This window comes from Serratia symbiotica, assembly GCF_000821185.2.
In the GTDB taxonomy this organism is placed as follows: Bacteria; Pseudomonadota; Gammaproteobacteria; order Enterobacterales; family Enterobacteriaceae; genus Serratia; species Serratia symbiotica.
The window spans coordinates 565,438-585,524 of the sequence record NZ_CP050855.1 but is presented as its reverse complement, the minus strand read 5'-3'; the positions used below and the strand labels follow the sequence as shown (position 1 = coordinate 585,524).

Here is a 20,087-nt window from a genome sequence, read left to right as displayed (position 1 = left end):
GGTAGCCAGTGCCAGCAGGTTAAGCGCGGCCATCAGGGCAGCCAACACGAACGCGAGGCTATCATGCCCCTTTTCCTGGGTTATGGCTGTCTGCGCGCTTTTTGCGCCACAGCACGATCAACGAGCCAACCAACCCGATCACCAGCAATACCAGCGGCAGCAGCATCAGGCAGAACATCAGTTGGTCTTCATATTTGCGGAACACCGCAGTTTTACCCAACGCGAAGCCCAATGAGGTCAGGATCAGCACCCACAGCAGGCCGCTCATCCAGTTAAAAAATTGGAAGCGCGCGTTGCTCAAGCCAGAGAGGCCAGCAATGGTCGGCAACAGGGTGCGGATAAACGCCAAGAAGCGGCCAACCAGTAAGGCGGAAAGGCCATGGCGGTGGAACAATTGATGCGCCCGTTGGTGATAATGAGTAGGCAAATGCGACAGCCAACCTTGCACCGTTCGCGTATTGCCAAGCCATTTACCCTGTATGTAACTAACCCAGCACCCCAGGCTGGCGGCGACGGTCAGGATCAGAATGGTCAGCGGGAAATTCATGGTGCCTTTGGCGATCAAAACGCCCACCAGAATCAGCAGGCTATCACCCGGCAGGAAGGCGGCTGGTAGCAGGCCATTTTCCAAAAACAGGATCATAAATAATAGGGCATAAAGGGTCCACACTAGTGAAGAGTTCGCCAGCGTATCAAAATCCTGCTGCCATAAGGCATGTAACAGTTCTTTAATGATGTCCATCCGGTGTTCCTAAAACGTCATTGTGGGCCTGGGTGTCAGCGGGCGTTGGGGGAAGCGTGCGGCGCTCCTGATCCTGTGCTGATAACGCTGAAACAGCGTAGCTTTTTAGTGGGTTCTATCGGTGCAACACCGAGTCAAGGGTGATCAATCAGCATGCAAGCATATGACTGACTTTCTTTCCAACCGCCTAACCAGTGGGGGCATGCAGTGTCCGACCATTGGGCAGAGAATGGTCGGGAAACGGTGGCCCAGGGTAGCGGTCGGAAGCCATTGGACAGCGACCAGCAGCGGTAATTGGCCGTGCGACACGGCTCTACAGCCAGCGTTTGACAAACCTGATCATAGGGGGAAAGTACCGTATCCGCCAGCGATGACCAGCGGCTCCATGCGCTGCGGATAGTTTGGGATGATGCTGCACATAACTTTAGGCCGGAGATCGAACCCATCCAGCAAAAAAGATCAATCAGCATGGTTAACAACCCGCGCATGTCTTCCCGTTCTTCCCCCTAGCAATGGGTAAAAAAGTGGCCTAACTCTACCAAAATAGCACTATTGGCAATAGAGAAATTTACTTTACCGATGGCGAATTAGCCCTCAGCAAACGGCGGTTGTGGTATCGATTCAGCGGATTTTACATTATCTGACATAACCAAACGACTTTTGACTGATTTTCACTGCTGATTCTGTCCACCTGCACCAGCGGATTGTTAGCGATAGAATCACTTCCGGCATCTGGTAATAACAGCAGTTCTATCAGTTCCGGCCTGTCGGGAACACCATAGCGGTCTGACGGCAGATTTCAGTCAGCAGGCGGGCAACAATCAGCGAGTTCTTCAGCCCCTGATGCTCCACCTGATTTTTTTCTACCAGGCCGGCGAATGCTTGCGCCTCATATAACAGGGTGTTGAGCAAGGTCAGAACCTGGCGGTTGCCACCACGCGGGATTACCCCCCCTGGCATTCTGAGATTTTATCGATCATTAACGTGCCTTCTGTCTCCTGGCTCTCACTTGGGATGTTCGAATTACTGACCTTGGAGGGCATCGAAATTTCCGTAGTTGAGGCAGACGTGGCCGTCCACGCCGCTATCGAGCGGGGCTGGCGATATACACCGCATCAATGGCATCAGATTGAGCTAGCGCCGCAAGATCATCGAAAAACAGGTCAAGATGATAGTTAGCACCCAGCGTCCTCGCCTGCTCCAGCCGACGCGAATAAACGGCACTCAACGTCAATTTGCCGCTTTCATGGGCAGCATCAATAAAACGTTCCGTAACCCAGTTGGTGCCGACGACAGCGAAGCGAATCATGGCTAACTCCGGTTGCCAGTTGCTAAAAAGTCAGATTATCACGCCGCAACTTGCTGTGCATACAGCCGGGTATCGAACTCTCACTGGGGTTAGGGATTGTGGTGCCATAACGAGGCACAGTTAAATGATCACCCTAGTATCTGGTAGCGCCATCACCGATAAAGTCGGCAGGGACATGCCCCGCAGAAATGGACGATGCCGCTGGAGGACCAGCCCCCTGAGCCGCGTTATCATCAAGTCCGGCGATCGTCTTGATGGCAGGAAAAAAGGCGCTTAACCGATTGGTTGAAAAACGCCACTTTGCCGCTTGCTAAGCTCACAACCGCTCAGCACCACACTCATTTTTTCATCACCCTTACGCCTATTGATAAGGTTATCGTCACCGGGTTAATACACGAAATTGGCAAACACTCATCCGCATCACACATTTTAAGAAATCTTCTAACAAGAACACTTACATTTTTAATGTTGTTAGTTGTATAATGCATAGGAATTTTATATAACCTGCCTGAGCATAACACTGAATACCCATGCGCAGGTTAATGATTTCCCTGGTGTTGGCGCAACATTCGCGCACCCTGGCTTAGGCCGGGGTTATTTTTTTTCAGCGTTCTCCACCCATGTACGCAACACTTGCGTGTCGTTACGCCACTCTTGCTTTAACTCGTCAACCCAGTCTTGCACGTTATCCCACCATGCTGGCAGCGTAGGCGTTTGGATCTGCTGCGCTAACTGTTGCAGATGATGTAAGCCGACCGAACCAGCAGCACCTTTGATCTTGTGCCCTTCCTCGGTGATACCTTTTTGATCGCGCGCGGTCATATTGGAATCCAACACTGCCAGATAGCCCGGCATCATTTGCTCAAACATCGCCAAACTTTGGTGAATGAGCTGTGGCCCCACCAGATCCAGATACTGCTTCAGCATTGCGGTATCAAGTAACGACTCATTAATCTGCATCGCCTGGTGCTCAGTTTTCTTTACAGTGTGAGAAGGTTGATGAACCCAATAGTGTTTGATGACCTGGGTCAATGCAGCCACCGATAGCGGTTTGCTCAACACATCGTCCATGCCCGCATCAAGATAATTTTGTTTGTCTTTGAGTACATTGGCGGTCAATGCCACCAGCGGTGGCATTGACCGCCCGGCATAGCGCTCGCGCAGCTTCCGGGCGACATCCAACCCGGTCATATCCGGCAGTTGAATATCCAATAGCACTAGGTCGAATTCGTCGGGATCAAACATCGCCAGCGCGGCGTGACCATCCATCGCCACCTCCACGCTGTTGCCCAGTTTCTCCAGCACTGAGCGCGCTACGATAACGTTCAGTTCGATATCTTCCACCAGCAGAATATGCAGCGCTGGTAAGACTTCATCGGCCTGTGCCTCGTTCACGGCTACCTGCACCACCGGTGCCTTGATAAGCAGGGTGAAACAAGATCCCTGCCCTGGCACACTATTGACGGTAATATCACCGCCCATGCTCTGCGCCAACCATTTAGATACCGCCAACCCGATGCCAGTACCGGTGGCCGGGCGCCCCCCGTGCTGATCCTTCACCTGATAATACATGGCGAAGATTTTGTCTTGTTCTTCCTGTGGAATACCTATACCCGAATCTTCTACCTCGAACACCAGATCCTCTTGTGCCTCGTGCCGCACCCGCACCAGGATCTGCCCCTGCCGGGTGAACTTCACCGCATTACCGATCAAATTCCACAGGATCTGCCGCAGGCGTGTACCATCAGTGATAATCTGCTGCGGCAGGGGTGGCTGCGGTTCCATGACAAACTGTAGCCCTTTCGGCTGTGCCAGTAGGCCGGAGATATTCTCCAGATCCGCCAGAAAACCCGTAAAGTCCACTGGCTGGTTATCTAACTGTACCTTGCGCCGTTCAAGCTTATCCATTTCGATAATGTCGTTGAAAATGTTGCCGAGTGTAATGGCGCTGACGTGAATGGTTTTCAGGTATTTTAGCTGTTCGTCGTTCAGTTCAGTATCGAGTAGGATGCGGCTAAGGCCGACAATGCCATTAAGTGGCGTACGTAACTCATGGCTGATGGTTGAGATAAAGGTGGTCTTGTCCCTGCTGGCGTTCTCCAGTGCGTCCTGATAGCGCTTACGCTCGGTAATATCGCGCCCGAAGCCCATTAGACCACGACGTTTTCCCACCCGGTCATAAAATGGTACTTTGCGCAGCTCGAAACACGCCTTGCGGCCATCTGGATACACCAGCCATTGTTCATAAGTCAGCGAGACGTTGTGGCGGAACACTTTCTCGTCGGTTTCGATCACCTTTTCAGCAATTTCCTGGCGGTAAACATCCAACGGCGTCAGGCCGATTAGCTGCTTTTCGCTCTTGCCGGTGAGCAGTTCCATCGCCCGGTTGCAGCCGGAAAACTCATTGTTTTCGTTGCGGTAGTACACCAGATCCGGCGAAGCGTCGAGGAAGGATCGCAGCAGCGCCGACTGTTGGCCTAGCTCAACCTGCGCCAGTTCACGCTGCTCCATTTCTTCCGTCAGCTTTTCCATCACCTGTAGACGCCCGGCTTCCGCCTTAATACGGTCGGCGATCTCCTGATTCAGTTGGCTGATATTGTCCTTGAGCTGCTGATTCAATGCCAGGTCGCGGTGGCGCATCTCTTCTAGCTTATCCACCAACCGCGCCAACCGCTGCCGCGATTCTTCAAGCTGTTCGACCACTACCGACAGAAAGTAGACCGCCCAGGGGGTGATCAGCAGACCGAAAAAGACCGAGCGCACTACATCGATGCTTGCCACTTCACCGCTCAGCAGCAGGGTCACCACCATCTGTACCAGCATCGCCAGCATCACCAGTGCCGAAGCCAACAGCAGCGAAAAACGCACCAGCCCCAGTTTCACCATTAAATCAACGTAGTACTGGGCTAATACCCGAATTTGCTTCATAGCGGCTCCCATCAAATACCTTCTTTTAAATCATACTGTAAAACCACGCCAAGATAAGAAAGCAAATGCCGAACGAGAGGAAAGACTATCAATCGAAAGGGGGCAGCGATTGATTCATTGCGGCAACGGCAGCGTCACGACTTCCTGTATTGAATAGTTACTCAACATAATTGAGGATAAAATCACTTTATTAACAATGAATCTTTCTAATTTTTACCTAATTGTTAACATCAAGATGACAATAAGATGAAAAATAGTTATAAATATCGCACCAATTTTTTTTGAAGAAATAATATTCTGTTTTTATTGCGGAAATAGGCATAATGATAATATTAAACCGTTACACCATAGTGTGTCGCTTCACATCATTCCCTGTTTTGACGCTTTTTAGCACCCGCGTAGAATAGTAAAAAAACATGAAGTATCAAACAAATAATCAATACAGACGCAATAAAGTTCTATCTTGCTCCTTTATTTGACCTGCGTATTCTTTCTCGCTAAGTTGGACGTCCACTGGACGCTTTCTGGACGAGCAGACGTCTCGTCATATTTATGCAATCACTTAAGACACTCTCTTAAAAACAAGTCATACACCACTTGTCAAAACCGTCACGAGCAGCCATTAACGGAGGGCGAAAAACCGATTGGCGGGTTAACTTGCTGATTGGATTTCTGCCTGAAGTTGATAAGCCCCCTCGTAGCAGGTTGTGGGAGTCATATAGAACCTGGGGAGGTTCACTGAATATGTTGTACGATAAATCCCAAGAAAGGGACAACTGTGGTTTCGGCCTGATCGCCCACATAGAAGGCGAACCTAGCCACAAAGTGGTACGTACCGCCATTCATGCGCTGGCTCGTATGCAGCACCGTGGCGCAATCCTGGCTGACGGTAAGACGGGCGACGGTTGCGGCCTATTATTGCAAAAGCCTGATCGTTTATTCCGCATGGTGGCGCGAGAGCGCGGCTGGCGTTTAGCCAAAAACTATGCCGTTGGCATGGTGTTCCTTAGCCAAAATGAAGAGAAAGCTTGCACTAGCCGCCACATCGTGGAAGAAGAACTGCAAAAGGAAACACTGTCGATCGTTGGCTGGCGTGAAGTACCGACCAACCCGGACGTGCTGGGTGAGATCGCGCGCGCTTCTCTGCCACGCATTGAACAAATTTTTGTCAACGCCCCGGCGGGCTGGCGTTCGCGCGATGTGGAGCGCCGCCTGTTTGTGGCGCGCCGCCGCATTGAAAAGCGCATCCAGGACGACAACTTCTACGTTTGCAGTTTCTCCAAGTTGGTGATGATCTATAAAGGGCTGTGCATGCCTGCGGATCTGCCGCGTTTCTATCTTGATTTGGCGGATCTGCGGTTGGAATCGGCCATCTGCTTGTTCCACCAGCGTTTTTCCACCAACACCGTACCGCGCTGGCCGCTGGCGCAACCGTTCCGCTATCTGGCACATAACGGCGAGATCAACACCATTACGGGCAACCGCCAGTGGGCGCGCGCGCGCACCTATAAATTCCAGACACCACTGATCCCGGATTTGCACGCTGCCGCGCCGTTCATCAACGAAACCGGCTCCGACTCTAGTTCGCTAGACAACATGCTGGAGCTGTTGCTGGCGGGCGGCATGGATCTGATCCGTGCCATGCGTTTGCTGGTGCCGCCGGCCTGGCAGAACAACCCAGACATGGACAGCGAACTGCGTGCCTTTTTCGATTTCAACTCAATGCACATGGAGCCGTGGGACGGCCCGGCTGGTATCGTAATGTCCGATGGCCGCTATGCCGCCTGTAACCTTGACCGCAACGGCCTGCGTCCAGCACGCTATGTGATCACCAAAGACAAGCTGATCACCTGCGCCTCTGAAGTCGGCATCTGGGATTACCAGCCAGATGAGGTCGTGGAGAAAGGCCGCGTCGGCCCAGGTGAACTGATGGTGATCGATACCCGCTGTGGCCACATCTTGCACTCCGCCGAGACCGATGACGATCTGAAAAACCGCCACCCATATAAAGCGTGGATGGAGAAAAACGTTAGGCACCTGATGCCGTTCGAAAACTTGCCGGACGATCAGATCGGTAGCCGCGAACTTGACGACGTGCAGCTCGAAGCCTACCAGAAGCAGTTCGGCTACAGCCGTGAAGAGCTGGATCAAGTGATCCGCGTGCTGGGCGAGAACGGCCAGGAAGCCACAGGTTCGATGGGTGACGATACCCCGTTTGCCGTGCTCTCCAGCCGCCCGCGCATCATCTATGATTATTTCCGCCAGCAGTTCGCGCAGGTCACCAACCCGCCGATCGATCCGTTGCGTGAAGCGCACGTCATGTCGCTGGCGACCTGCATCGGCCGCGAAATGAACGTGTTCTGTGAAGCCGAAGGCCAGGCGCACCGCCTGAGCTTCAAATCGCCGATCCTGCTTTACGCCGATTTCCAACAGCTCACCACACTGGAAGGCGAATATTACCGCGCCGACACCCTCGATCTCACCTTCGATCCGGCTGAACAGGATCTGGAGCAGACCCTCCGTGCACTGTGCAACGAAGCGGAACGTAAAGTGCGCGATGGCACAGTGCTGTTGGTGTTATCCGACCGCGCCATCGCCCCCCAGCGCCTGCCAGTACCCGCGCCGATGGCGGTCGGTGCCATCCAGACCCGTCTGGTGGAAAAAAGCCTGCGTTGCGATGCCAACATCATCGTTGAAACCGCCAGCGCCCGCGATCCACACCACTTCGCGGTGCTGCTCGGCTTTGGTGCCACCGCCATCTACCCGTATCTGGCCTATGAAACCTTAGCCAAGCTGGTGGACAACCAGGCGATCGACAAACAGTATCGCGAGGTGATACTGAACTACCGCAACGGCATTAACAAAGGCTTGTACAAGATCATGTCCAAAATGGGCATCTCGACCATCGCCTCTTATCGCTGCTCCAAGCTGTTTGAAGCCGTTGGTCTACACCGCGATCTGACTAACCTGTGCTTCCAGGGCGTGGTCAGCCGTATCGGGGGGGCCAGCTTTAGCGACTTCCAACAAGATTTGCAGAACCTGTCTAAACGCGCTTGGCTAAAACGCATGCCGCTGGAACAAGGCGGGCTGTTGAAGTTCGTGCATGGCGGTGAGTACCATGCCTATAATCCTGATGTGGTGAGCATGCTGCAAAAATCGGTGCATAGCGGCAAATACAGCGATTATCAGGCTTACGCCACGCTGGTGAACCAACGCCCGGTCGCCATGCTGCGCGATCTGCTGACCATTACGCCGCAGGGTGAAGCTATCCCGGTCGATCAGGTGGAACCGGCAGAGTCGCTGTTTAAACGCTTCGACACCGCAGCGATGTCGATCGGCGCCCTTAGCCCTGAAGCGCACGAGTCACTGGCGATCGCTATGAACGGGCTTGGCGGCTTCTCCAACTCTGGCGAAGGTGGCGAAGACCCAGCGCGATACGGCACTAACAAAGTTTCGCGCATCAAGCAGGTGGCTTCCGGGCGCTTTGGCGTGACGCCAACTTACCTGATCAACGCCGATGTGATCCAAATTAAGGTGGCGCAAGGTGCCAAACCCGGTGAAGGCGGCCAGTTGCCAGGAGATAAAGTTACTCCCTATATCGCCAAACTACGTTATTCGGTACCGGGCGTGACCCTGATTTCCCCACCGCCGCATCACGACATCTATTCAATCGAAGACCTGGCTCAGTTGATCTTCGACCTCAAACAGGTGAACCCGCAGGCGGTGATCTCGGTGAAACTGGTTTCCGAACCGGGCGTTGGCACCATCGCCACCGGCGTGGCGAAAGCCTATGCCGACCTGATCACCATCGCCGGTTACGATGGTGGCACCGGTGCCAGCCCGCTGTCCTCGGTAAAATATGCCGGTTGTCCGTGGGAACTGGGCTTGGTGGAAACCCAGCAGGCGCTGGTGGCCAACGGCCTACGGCACAAAATCCGCCTACAGGTGGACGGCGGTTTGAAAACCGGCGTGGACATCGTCAAAGCGGCGATCCTCGGCGCAGAAAGCTTCGGCTTTGGCACCGGCCCGATGGTAGCCCTGGGCTGTAAATATTTGCGCATCTGCCATCTGAACAACTGCGCGACCGGTGTGGCGACCCAAGATGATAAATTGCGCCGCGATCACTACCACGGCCTGCCAGTACGCGTAGCCAATTACTTCCAGTTTATCGCGCGGGAAACCCGTGAGATCATGGCACAGCTCGGCGTCAGCCAGTTGGTTGATTTGATTGGTCGCAGTGAGTTCTTAACCGAACTGGACGGCATCTCTGCCAAGCAGAACAAACTGGATTTATCGCCATTGCTAAAAATCGCCACCCCGCACCCAGGCAAGGCGCTGTACTGTACCGAGGGCAGCAACCCGCCATTTGACAAAGGTCTGCTGAATAAAGCATTGCTGGCGCAGGCAAAGCCGTATCTCGACAAAAAACGCAGTAAAACCTTCTACTTTGATATCCGCAACACTGACCGCTCCGTGGGAGCCATGCTGTCCGGTGTCATCGCCAACCTACATGGCGATCAGGGTATGGCAACGGCTCCGATCAAAGTGCATTTCTCCGGTACCGCCGGCCAGAGCTTCGGCGTATGGAATGCCGCCGGCGTTGAGCTGACACTAACCGGTGATGCCAACGACTACGTTGGCAAAGGCATGGCTGGCGGCAGCATCGCGGTACGCCCACCGTTCGGCTCCGCGTTCCGCAGCCATGAGGCCAGCATTATCGGCAACACCTGTCTGTATGGTGCCACTGGCGGTAAATTGTTTGCCGCAGGCCGCGCAGGCGAACGTTTCGCGGTACGCAACTCCGGTGCCATTACTGTGGTGGAAGGCATCGGCGATAATGGCTGTGAATACATGACCGGTGGCGTCGTCTGCGTACTGGGCAAAACCGGCATCAACTTTGGCGCAGGTATGACCGGTGGTTTCGCCTATGTGCTGGATGAAGACGGCGAGTTTCGTCAGCGCGTGAATCCAGAACTGGTGGAAGTGCTCGACGTCGACCCACTGGCTATTCTCCATGAGCACCTGCGCGGCCTGATCACCGAGCATGTGCAGGCAACCGGTTCTTCCCGTGCGGAACAGATCCTGGCCAACTGGCCGGAATGGCGGCCGAAGTTCGCTCTGGTTAAGCCGAAGTCCAGTGATGTCAAAGCATTGTTAGGTCACCGTAGTCGTTCCACAGCCGAACTGCGGGTTCAGGCGCAGTAATGAGGTAGGGATTAATGAGTCAGAATATTTATCAATTTATCGACTTACAGCGTGTTGATCCGCCAAAGAAACCGCTAAAGATCCGCAAAATTGAATTTGTAGAGATTTACGAACCGTTTTCAGTCACCCAAGCAAAAGCTCAGGCGGATCGCTGTCTGTCCTGCGGTAACCCTTATTGCGAATGGAAATGCCCGGTTCACAATTATATCCCGAACTGGCTGCAGCTGGCATACGAAGGTCGCATCATGGAGGCGGCAGATCTGGCGCATCAGACCAACAGCCTGCCGGAAGTGTGTGGCCGTGTCTGCCCGCAGGATCGCCTGTGTGAAGGGGCCTGCACCCTTAACGACGAGTTTGGCGCAGTCACCATCGGCAACATTGAGCGCTATATCACCGATAAAGCGCTCGAAATGGGCTGGAAGCCGGATATGTCCCACATACAGCCGAACGGCAAACGTGTAGCGATCATCGGTGCCGGTCCCGCAGGTCTTGCCTGCGCCGATGTGCTGACCCGCAACGGTATCAAAGCGGTGGTATATGATCGTCATCCAGAGATCGGCGGCCTGCTGACTTTCGGTATCCCGGCCTTCAAGTTGGAAAAAGCAGTGATGATCAAGCGTCATGGCATCTTCAGCGAGATGGGCATCGAGTTCCAACTGAATACCGAGGTGGGCAAGGACGTCAGCATGGGAACACTGCTCAACGAGTTTGACGCGGTGTTTCTGGGCGTTGGCACTTATCAGCCGATGCGCGGTGGGCTGGAAAACGAAACAGCCCCAGGCGTGTACGACGCGCTGCCGTTCCTGATCGCCAACACCAAACAACTGATGGGCTATAACACCGAACCACACCAGCCGTATGTCAGCATGGCAGGCAAACGCGTGGTGGTGCTGGGCGGCGGCGATACCGCAATGGACTGCGTGCGCACCGCAATCCGTCAAGGTGCTACACAGGTCACCTGTGCCTACCGCCGCAACGAGGCCAACATGCCGGGTTCCAATCGCGAAGTGAAAAACGCCCGCGAGGAAGGGGGGGAATTCAAATTCAATGTGCAGCCACTCAGCATTGAACTCAACAGCGCCGGACGCGTGGCCGGGGTGAAAATGGTACGTACCCAACTGGGCGCACCAGACGCTCATGGCCGCCAGATGGCGGAACAGGTACCAGGCTCCGAACACGTAATCGACGCCGATGCGGTGGTGATGGCATTCGGTTTCCGTCCGCACCAGATGGATTGGCTGTCGGCGCACGATGTGCAGTTCGACAAGCAAGGTCGCATTCTGGTAGCGGAAAACACTCTCCACCCCTTCCAAACCAGCAACGCAAAAATTTTCGCCGGTGGCGATGCGGTGCGCGGTTCAGATTTGGTAGTAACGGCGATTGCCGAAGGCCGCAAAGCGGCCGAGGGCATCATCAACTATCTGGACGTATAATCCCATTATCCCTTGCTTAAAGGCTCGGCACGCCGAGCCTTTTGTTTCTCCATGGCTAACGCCACTGCGCGATAGTATCCAGTCGGGGGCATGACAGCGCTGAATGGCGAGTACTTCCCTGGCAATAAAAACAAAAAAGGTACCGCATGCAGTACCTTTTCGTTTGCGGCGACAGGTTTATTTAACCACGCGCAGTGCCGGGCGTCGGCCACCCGATGGCGGCGGTTCGTCGCCATCACTCGTCTCTGGGCGGTTACTGTCAACCACCGATATCAGGCTTTCCACCGGGTTAGTCTTATTGTCCAGACTTTCAATCGTACCTTCTACTGCGTAGGCAGCCTCCGGTTCGAATAGACTACCCGCGCCGTTCTCACGCGCATAAATCGCCTGCACAGCAGCCATCGGTACCGAAACCTGGCGCGGCACACCGCCGAATCGCGCGTTGAAGCGCACTTCGTCATCGCCTAGTTCCAGATTGCCGACTGCGTGCGGCGCGATGTTCAATACAATCTGACCATCGCGAGCAAACTCCATCGGCACCTGAACACCAGGGCAAATAACATCTACTACCAGGTGCGGCGTCAGTTGGTTATCAAGCAGCCAATCATAGAATGCCCGCAACAGGTACGGACGGCGCGGAGTCATATGAGAGATGTCCATAATACTTAGCCCCGAGTATATAGACGCATTTCGCGCTCAGCTTCAGTCAGAGAAGCCAGGAACGCATCACGTTCGAACACGCGGGTCATGTAGCCTTTCAGTTCTTTGGAGCTAGCACCGCTCAGTTCAATACCCAACTGCGGCAAGCGCCACAGCAACGGGGCCAAGTAGCAATCCACCAGGCTGAACTCTTCACTCATAAAGTAGGCCGTTTGGCCAAAGATCGGTGCGATCGCCAGCAGTTCTTCGCGCAGTTGGCGACGAGCGGATTCCGCTTCCTGGCCGCTGCTCTGCTCAATATTGTTCATCAGCGAGTACCAGTTTTTCTCGATACGTAGCATCATCAAGCGGCTTTCACCGCGAGCGACCGGGTAAACGGGCATCAGTGGCGGATGTGGAAAACGCTCATCGAGGTATTCCATAATGATGCGGGATTCATACAGGGTCAGTTCGCGATCGACCAGTGTCGGCACTGTTTGGTAAGGATTGAGGTCAATCAAATCCTGCGGCAGGTTATCCATCTCGACCTGCTCAATCTCGACGCTGACACCTTTCTCCGCGAGTACGATACGTACTTGATGGCTAAAAATGTCGGTCGGGCCAGAGAACAGTGTCATTACCGAACGTTTGTTGGCAGCGACAACCATGAAAACCTCCAAGTTATTTAAAAATACTGCGGATAGCCAGCTCACCTTCATCTTTCACGCCACATACCGGCAGCCCGCAATCAACCTGGCCATAAAACTGACCTCGGAGGTAAACTGACGGCAAACAGGTGTAAAAGTAGAGGGCAGTTTACCAGATTCTGCTTGTTTTGTGGGAACCACGCGACAATTTCATTTTTTATTTTTTGATATTACAAGCATTTTATTAAGGATAGGCCTATTTTGAAGCATAAAAAACCCGATGCAGCGAACTGCACCGGGTTTTGCGCAACCCACACTGCTGAAGCAGTAAAGATTAACGCTTGGAGAACTGAGGACGACGACGTGCTTTGCGCAGGCCGACTTTCTTACGTTCAACCTGACGCGCGTCACGAGTGACGAAGCCAGCCTTACGTAGTTCAGAACGCAGAGTTTCGTCATACTCCATCAGTGCACGGGTGATACCGTGACGGATAGCGCCAGCTTGACCGGAGATACCACCGCCTTTAACGGTGATGTACAGATCCAATTTGCCCGTCATGTCAACCAGTTCCAGCGGCTGACGAACGACCATTCGGGCAGTTTCGCGACCAAAGTACTGTTCCAGGCTGCGCTGGTTGATAACGATGTTACCGTTGCCCGGCTTGATGAAGACGCGAGCTGCGGAGCTTTTGCGGCGACCAGTGCCGTAGTATTGATTTTCAGCCATTGCCATTAATCCCGATTAAATGTCCAGAACTTGCGGTTGCTGTGCCGCGTGATTATGCTCAGTACCCGCGTAAACTTTCAGTTTACGGAACATGGCACGACCCAGCGGACCCTTTGGCAGCATGCCTTTAACCGCGATTTCAATCACGCGCTCAGGACGGCGGGCAATCATCTCTTCAAAGGTCGCTTGCTTGATACCACCGATATGACCAGTGTGGCGGTAGTAAACTTTATCTGTACGCTTGTTGCCGGTTACAGCAACTTTATCTGCATTCAGAACGATGATGTAATCACCGGTATCCACATGCGGGGTGTATTCCGCTTTATGCTTGCCGCGCAGGCGACGAGCCAGTTCAGTAGCGAGACGGCCTAAAGTTTTACCATCTGCATCAACAACATACCAGTCGCGTTTTACGGTTTCTGGTTTAGCTGTAAAAGTTTTCATTAGAAAGCTTACCCAATAATTAGTTACACGTTGGTGAACACCCAAACGCTCGAAAACAGTTGAGGCTCACACGACCATACAAGTCCAGCAAACCTACCCCTTCGAATAGCCATTGCCGACACTATAAAAGTTTTGGGAAAAAACTTTGTTGTAACGTGGGGTCGCAAGATTATAGAGAAGTCGATCACAAAGATCGAATAGTTTTTGAATGGATTTTTTATCCCCTGGGCAACGCTCACTTGCCTTCCCCAAAATCGGCTCACAGGGCATTTCCAGCTTAGGCAGTTTGGCGGCGGACAACGCACAGCTACCGGCGCGTACATCAAGCACGTGAAGGGTGGCGAGCAGATAGCCCGTTGAGTTAAATTTATCGCAGGTGCGGCAGCGTGAGATACTCCTCACTCTGCATCTCCTGCAAACGCGATAGGCAGCGTTGATATTCAAACTTCAACTGTTCCCCTTGGTAGATCTCAAACATTGAAGCTTCAGCAGCGATCACCAGTTTAACGTGGCGCTCATAGAATTCATCCACCAGCGCCAAGAAGCGACGAGCGGCGTTTTCTTTTCTCGGCCCCATCACCGGCACATTGTACAGCATCACACTATGGTACCGACGCGATAGCGCAATATAGTCCAACTGGCTACGCGCTTCCTCACACAGGGTATGGAAATCCACCGCCAGCACACCATCCACCGCGCGGATCGCCTGCAAAGGCCGATGATTGACCTGCAACAACGGTGCCTCTTCTCCGGCCTTGCCCGCCAACGTGATAAACATCCTATCCAGAGTCTCTCGCGTCTGCGCATTAAGTGGCATCAAATACAGGTGTGCCTGCGTTAGGGTTCGCAGGCGGTAGTCGATGCCGGCGTCGATATTTATCACGTCGCAGTACTCATTAATCAGATCGATAGCAGGCAAGAAGCGCGCCCGCTGTAAACCATTGCGATACAGAGAATCTGGCTGAATATTGGAGGTGGCCACCAGCGTAATGCCACGCGCGAACAATGCCTGTAACAACGTGCCCAGCAGCATGGCATCAGTGATGTCGGAGACAAAGAATTCGTCAAAGCACAGCACATCAGTTTGCAACTTGAACCCATCGGCAATGCTTTCCAGCGGGTTTTCCTGCCCTTGTAACTCGGTCAATTGTTCGTGCACACGTAGCATAAAGCGGTGGAAATGCAGCCGTAGCTTGCGATCCCCCGGCAGGCTGTGAAAAAACATATCCATCAGCCAGGTTTTGCCACGCCCGACACCGCCCCACATATACAGCCCCTTGATCGGGCGTTGTTGGGCCGTTTCACTGCTTTTCCCCAACCAGCGGCTGAGTTTGCTACCCAGCCAGCCGGTTGGCATGCTCGCCGCTGGTGCTTGTTGCAGCGCCTGGTAAATATGCTCCAATTGAGCAACAGCCTGGCGTTGCACCTCATCGGCCTGATATTTCCCCGTATTCAGCGCCTGTTGGTAACAGGATAGCGGTGATTGTGCCTGCATCTATTCGATGTTCCCTATGAACGTGATCCCCCGCACTTTTCGAACTGCCACGGCTCGAAATCGTTCGGACATAAGAAATTTTTTAGCCAAAATTGGCGGGGAATTGAGGCTATTTCGCGCTATTATCGCCACAAACCCCCGCTCCGAGTAATGCTGAAAGAACCTGCAAATACGCTTCAGGATTCCACTCGGACAAGGTTAACGGTTATAGTGGATATTATTAAGTGAAAAATCCATTCGGAACAACGAAGTCACAAAAGGAGTCATTATGACCTGGGAGTATGCGCTGGTTGGTTTAGTGTTCGGCATCGTCATCGGTGCGGTAGCGATGCGTTTTGGCAATCGTAAACTACGTCAACAACAAGCTTTGCAGCACGAACTGGATAAGAGCAAAACCGAGCTGGAAAAATACCGTCAGGAACTGGTCGGTCACTTTGCATACAGCGCAGAGTTGCTCGATAACATGGCGCGCGATTACCGCCAGTTGTATCAACATATGGCAAAGAGCTCCAACAACTTGCTGCCTGACTTGCCAAACCAGGAAAACCCGTTCCGCTATCAGTTGACCGAAGCTGAAGCAGACAATGATCAAGCACCGGTAGCAATACCGCGTGACTACTCAGAAGGCGCGTCCGGCCTGTTGCGTGGCCAAGTACCCCGTCGTGACTAAGCTTCTTACCCGTGGAGCTTGGCTACAGGTTTCGCCCTTTGCCTACCGCGTTCTTTTCTTAGCGTCATGATAGACTGATGCAATGATTTATTGAACTTTTTATACAAATTCTTGGTCTTACACCTCGCGTTGACGGCGCGGTTGCGGGTTTCATTCATATTTTATCGGCAAGTATTGAGAGAGTTATTATCAATGAAGAAAAAATCGTTAATTCTTAGTGCATTGGCCATAAGCATTGGCCTGACACTCACTTCCTTACCGGTGGCCAGCGCAGCAATGCCCGTTGTTGTGCAGGGGCAGCCGCTGCCAAGCTTGGCACCCATGCTGGAAAAAGTGTTGCCCGCCGTGGTCAGCGTGCATGTTGAAGGCACTCAAGTACAATATCAGCCGCAGCTGCCTAAAGAGTTCAAACGTTTCTTTGGCCCCAATTTTCCCGATCAACGACCCAGTTCTCGCCCGTTTGAAGGATTAGGCTCTGGCGTAATCATCAATGCCGCCAAAGGCTACGTACTGACCAATAATCATGTTATCAACAATGCTGACAAAATCTACATACAGCTAAATGATGGCCGTGAGTTGGATGCCAAACTGGTCGGCCGCGATGAACAATCCGATATCGCCCTGCTGCAACTTAGTGAGGTGAAAAACCTGACCGCAATTAAAATGGCGGATTCCGATCAACTGCACGTTGGCGACTTCGCCGTGGCCGTCGGCAACCCATTTGGCCTAGGTCAGACCGCCACCTCCGGCATCATCTCGGCGCTGGGCCGCAGCGGTCTGAATTTGGAAGGCCTGGAGAACTTTATCCAGACCGATGCCTCGATCAACCGTGGTAACTCTGGCGGCGCGCTGGTTAACCTCAACGGCGAGTTGATCGGCATCAATACTGCCATTTTGGCACCAAGCGGCGGCAACATCGGTATCGGCTTCGCCATTCCAAGCAACATGGCGCAAAACCTCAGCCAACAGTTGATCGAATTCGGCCAAGTGAAGCGCAGCATGTTAGGCATCAAAGGCAGCGAAATGACACCTGACATGGCCACTGTCTTCAATACTGATGCCCAGCGTGGTGCCTTTGTCAGCGAAGTGCTGCCAAAATCCGCCGCCGCTAAGGCCGGTATCAAGGCTGGCGACATACTGGTTTCCATTGATGGCAAGCCAGTCAGCAGTTTCGCCGAGCTACGCGCTAAAGTTGGCACCACCGCACCGGGCAAAACGATCAAAATAGGCCTACTGCGCGATGGCAAATCCCAGCAGGTCTCGGTCACGCTAGACAATAACGAAAGTTCTTCAACCAACGCTGAAACGCTGTCACCGGCGCTGCTGGGGGTTTCCCTCAGCGATGGCACACTGCCGAGCGGCGAGCAGGGCGTTAAGGTAGATAACATCGATCAAGGTTCAATAGCAGCGCGGATCGGCCTAAAAAAAGGCGATATGATCATTGGTGCCAACCGCCAGCGCGTTGACAGCATCATGGCGCTGCGCAAGATACTGGAGGCCAAGCCGCCGATCATGGCGCTCAATGTCGTGCGCGGCAACGAGCGCATTTATTTGCTACTGCGTTAATGTGTTTAAAAACCGGGTGCGGTAGCATACTGCGCTCGGTTAACTCATGTTATCCTCCGTGCATCGTCAACTTCATCCATTAAAACGCCATGTTTGCTAAGCTGTTGCGTTCTGTCGTTATTGGTCTCATCGTTGCTGGTCTGCTGTTGGCCGCGTTGCCTATGCTGCGTTCTTCCCACAGCCTATTTGCAGAAAAGCCTGAGAATACCAGCGACGAAACACCGTTGAGCTACAACAAGGCGGTGCGCCGTGCCGCGCCTGCGGTGGTGAATATTTATAATCGCAACTTGAGCGGTACCGCCAATGTGCTGTCGCTGGGTTCAGGCGTGATCATGAACGAACGCGGCTATATCATCACCAATCGCCATGTGATCAAGGATGCACAGCAGATTACTGTGGTGCTACAGGATGGCCGCCACGATGAAGCGCTACTGGTCGGCTCCGACAGATTAACCGATCTGGCGGTGTTGAAGATCGACCCCGGCAATTTACCGGTGATTCCGATCAACAACACCCGTATCACCCACGTTGGTGACGTGGTGTTGGCGATTGGTAACCCCTACAACCTTGGGCAAACCGTCACCCAAGGCATTCTCAGCGCCACTGGCCGCATCAGCATGAGCGCCACTGGCCGCCAGACTTTTCTGCAAACCGATGCCTCGATTAACCGTGGCAATTCCGGTGGTGCGCTGGTGAACTCCGTGGGCGAACTGATCGGCATCAATACCTTGACCTTCGACAAAATCACCGATAACGAAACGCCGGAAGGTCTCGGCTTCGCCATTCCAATCAAACTAGCCACCAAAATCATGGGTAAGCTGATCCGCGATGGCCGCGTCATTCGCGGTTACTTCGGCATCCAGGGCAAAGAGATTATCCCGTTGCGCTCGTCCAATTCCGGCATCGAGCGTCTACAAGGCATTATTGTCACCGAGATCACACCCAACGGCCCAGCGGGCAACGCTGGCTTTCAACTCAATGACATTATCATCAACGTGGACAACAAACCTGCGGTGTCGGTGCTGGAGACCATGGATCAAGTGGCGGAGATCCGGCCGGGTACCGAAATCCCAGTAATAGTGCTGCGTAACAGTCAACGCATCCCCCTGAAGATGACGGTAGGTGAATATCCCGAAGACAGTAATTAAAAAACTGCGTCCGCTTTGTTTCCATCGTCGATGGTTATTTTCAAATAGTTAATATTTCCTTGCATAAAATTATTGTGCATATCGTCGGCTAACAGGAAAATAGTAAAAAATCTACGCAGCGAATCAGGCTGCGTTAGCGATGTGCCAATGAGGTTTTTATGTTGTTGATTTTACGTGTTTTTATTGCCGTTGTTTATTGTATTTTGGTGTGCATTTTCGGCACGGTGTACTGCTTGTTCAGCCCACGCAACCCCCGCCATGTGGCGACCTTTGGCCATCTGTTTGGCCGTATGTCAACCTTGTTCGGTCTTAAAGTAGAAATCCGCGTACCGGCTGGGGTAGCCAACAATGGCAACTGCATTTACATCGCTAATCATCAGAATAACTACGATATGGTGACGGCAGCCAATATTGTGCAACCACGCACTGTTACCGTTGGGAAAAAAAGTCTGCTGTGGGTTCCTTTTTTCGGCCCGCTGTATTGGCTGAGCGGTAATCTGCTGATTGATCGTGATAATCGTACCAAAGCACACAGCACCATCGCCCTGGTGGTAGAACAGTGTAAAAAGAGAGATATCTCGATCTGGATGTTCCCAGAAGGCACCCGCAGCCGTGGTCGTGGGCTGATGCCGTTTAAAACCGGCGCTTTTCATGCGGCCATCACTGCTGGCGTACCGATCATACCCATTTGTGTTTCAACCACCAACGGTAAAATTAATCTTAATCGCTGGAATAACGGCCAGGCGATTGTAGAAATGATGGCACCGATCGACACCAGCACCTACGGTAAGGAAAGCGTGCGGGAGCTGGCGGCCTATTGCCATACCTTGATGGCAGCGAAAATCGCCCAGTTGGACACAGAGGTTGCTCAGTACCACTCGGCCAGGAAATAATATTCTCCCTCGGCTTCATAGAATGAACTTCTACGCCCTAAATAGCTCGAGTTGCAAAGAAGTGTCAGCGCTGCCCCCATTCACTGACACCAGTCAGTGAATGGGGGCAGCTAGGAAAGCTAACGCACAGGCAACTTGAAGTATGACGGGTATAAACGGCACCCAACGCCGTCAACACCTAGGCTCCTGCTAATTTTGATTATCAGGAGCCTGATTTTTTACACACATTGTAGTTATTGCT

At 53.0% G+C, this 20,087-nt stretch carries 14 protein-coding genes and 1 pseudogene; 6 read left to right on the top strand and 9 right to left on the bottom strand.

Annotated elements, in window-relative coordinates; all coding sequences use genetic code 11:
* Window positions 1–61 precede the first annotated feature (61 nt).
* The 4 genes and pseudogenes from SYMBAF_RS03000 to arcB all read right to left on the bottom strand — a co-directional run bounded on the left by SYMBAF_RS03000 (window position 62) and on the right by arcB (window position 4,979).
* Entirely contained in the window at window positions 62–742 is a 681-nt protein-coding gene (locus SYMBAF_RS03000; RefSeq protein WP_040263260.1) for a DedA family protein, read from the bottom strand.
* 134 nt (window positions 743–876) lie between these two features.
* Window positions 877–1,230: a hypothetical protein gene (locus SYMBAF_RS02995; RefSeq protein WP_152609026.1), complete on the bottom strand. Its 354-nt coding sequence runs from the start codon at window positions 1,228–1,230 to the stop codon at window positions 877–879.
* A 265-nt stretch (window positions 1,231–1,495) separates the two neighbouring features.
* A pseudogene (locus tag SYMBAF_RS02990) lies at window positions 1,496–2,051 on the bottom strand (Gfo/Idh/MocA family oxidoreductase).
* Between the two features lie 594 nt (window positions 2,052–2,645).
* Window positions 2,646–4,979: an aerobic respiration two-component sensor histidine kinase ArcB gene (gene arcB / locus SYMBAF_RS02985; protein WP_040263261.1), complete on the bottom strand. Its 2,334-nt coding sequence runs from the start codon at window positions 4,977–4,979 to the stop codon at window positions 2,646–2,648.
* 744 nt (window positions 4,980–5,723) lie between these two features.
* Here arcB and gltB point away from each other — a divergent pair.
* Window positions 5,724–10,184, top strand: a complete 4,461-nt coding sequence (gltB, locus tag SYMBAF_RS02980; protein WP_040263262.1) for a glutamate synthase large subunit — start codon at window positions 5,724–5,726, stop codon at window positions 10,182–10,184.
* A gap of 14 nt (window positions 10,185–10,198) precedes the next feature.
* A complete protein-coding gene (locus tag SYMBAF_RS02975) occupies window positions 10,199–11,617 on the top strand; it encodes an FAD-dependent oxidoreductase (RefSeq protein WP_040263263.1) in 1,419 nt (472 codons plus the stop codon).
* Window positions 11,618–11,794: 177 nt separating this feature from the next.
* Here the strand turns inward: SYMBAF_RS02975 and sspB are convergent, their stop codons facing one another.
* The 5 genes from sspB to zapE form a co-directional block, all read right to left on the bottom strand.
* The gene (gene sspB / locus SYMBAF_RS02970) at window positions 11,795–12,277 is read right to left on the bottom strand and encodes a ClpXP protease specificity-enhancing factor (protein WP_040263264.1); all 483 of its coding nucleotides are present in this window, start codon (window positions 12,275–12,277) and stop codon (window positions 11,795–11,797) included.
* Between the two features lie 5 nt (window positions 12,278–12,282).
* Entirely contained in the window at window positions 12,283–12,924 is a 642-nt protein-coding gene (gene sspA / locus SYMBAF_RS02965) for a stringent starvation protein SspA (protein WP_040263266.1), read from the bottom strand.
* Window positions 12,925–13,237: 313 nt separating this feature from the next.
* The gene (gene rpsI, locus SYMBAF_RS02960) at window positions 13,238–13,630 is read right to left on the bottom strand and encodes a 30S ribosomal protein S9 (RefSeq protein WP_040263484.1); all 393 of its coding nucleotides are present in this window, start codon (window positions 13,628–13,630) and stop codon (window positions 13,238–13,240) included.
* A 15-nt stretch (window positions 13,631–13,645) separates the two neighbouring features.
* Complete coding sequence (rplM, locus tag SYMBAF_RS02955; protein ID WP_040263268.1) at window positions 13,646–14,074, bottom strand: 50S ribosomal protein L13; 429 nt, start codon at window positions 14,072–14,074, stop codon at window positions 13,646–13,648.
* Window positions 14,075–14,441: 367 nt separating this feature from the next.
* Window positions 14,442–15,569 (bottom strand): cell division protein ZapE, encoded by a 1,128-nt coding sequence (gene zapE, locus SYMBAF_RS02950; RefSeq protein ID WP_040263270.1) that lies wholly within the window; start codon window positions 15,567–15,569, stop codon window positions 14,442–14,444.
* Between the two features lie 268 nt (window positions 15,570–15,837).
* On the opposite strand from zapE, the gene zapG reads away from it, so the two are divergent.
* The 4 genes from zapG (at window position 15,838) to SYMBAF_RS02930 (ending at window position 19,846) form a co-directional block, all read left to right on the top strand.
* Window positions 15,838–16,239, top strand: coding sequence for a Z-ring associated protein ZapG (zapG, locus tag SYMBAF_RS02945; RefSeq protein WP_006708615.1), 402 nt, complete (start codon window positions 15,838–15,840; stop codon window positions 16,237–16,239).
* A gap of 192 nt (window positions 16,240–16,431) precedes the next feature.
* On the top strand, window positions 16,432–17,805 hold the full coding sequence (gene degQ, locus SYMBAF_RS02940) for a serine endoprotease DegQ (RefSeq protein WP_040263272.1): 1,374 nt from the start codon (window positions 16,432–16,434) through the stop codon (window positions 17,803–17,805).
* Window positions 17,806–17,894: 89 nt separating this feature from the next.
* Entirely contained in the window at window positions 17,895–18,953 is a 1,059-nt protein-coding gene (gene degS, locus SYMBAF_RS02935; protein ID WP_040263274.1) for an outer membrane-stress sensor serine endopeptidase DegS, read from the top strand.
* Window positions 18,954–19,111: 158 nt separating this feature from the next.
* Window positions 19,112–19,846, top strand: coding sequence for a 1-acylglycerol-3-phosphate O-acyltransferase (locus SYMBAF_RS02930; protein ID WP_040263276.1), 735 nt, complete (start codon window positions 19,112–19,114; stop codon window positions 19,844–19,846).
* Window positions 19,847–20,087 lie beyond the last annotated feature (241 nt).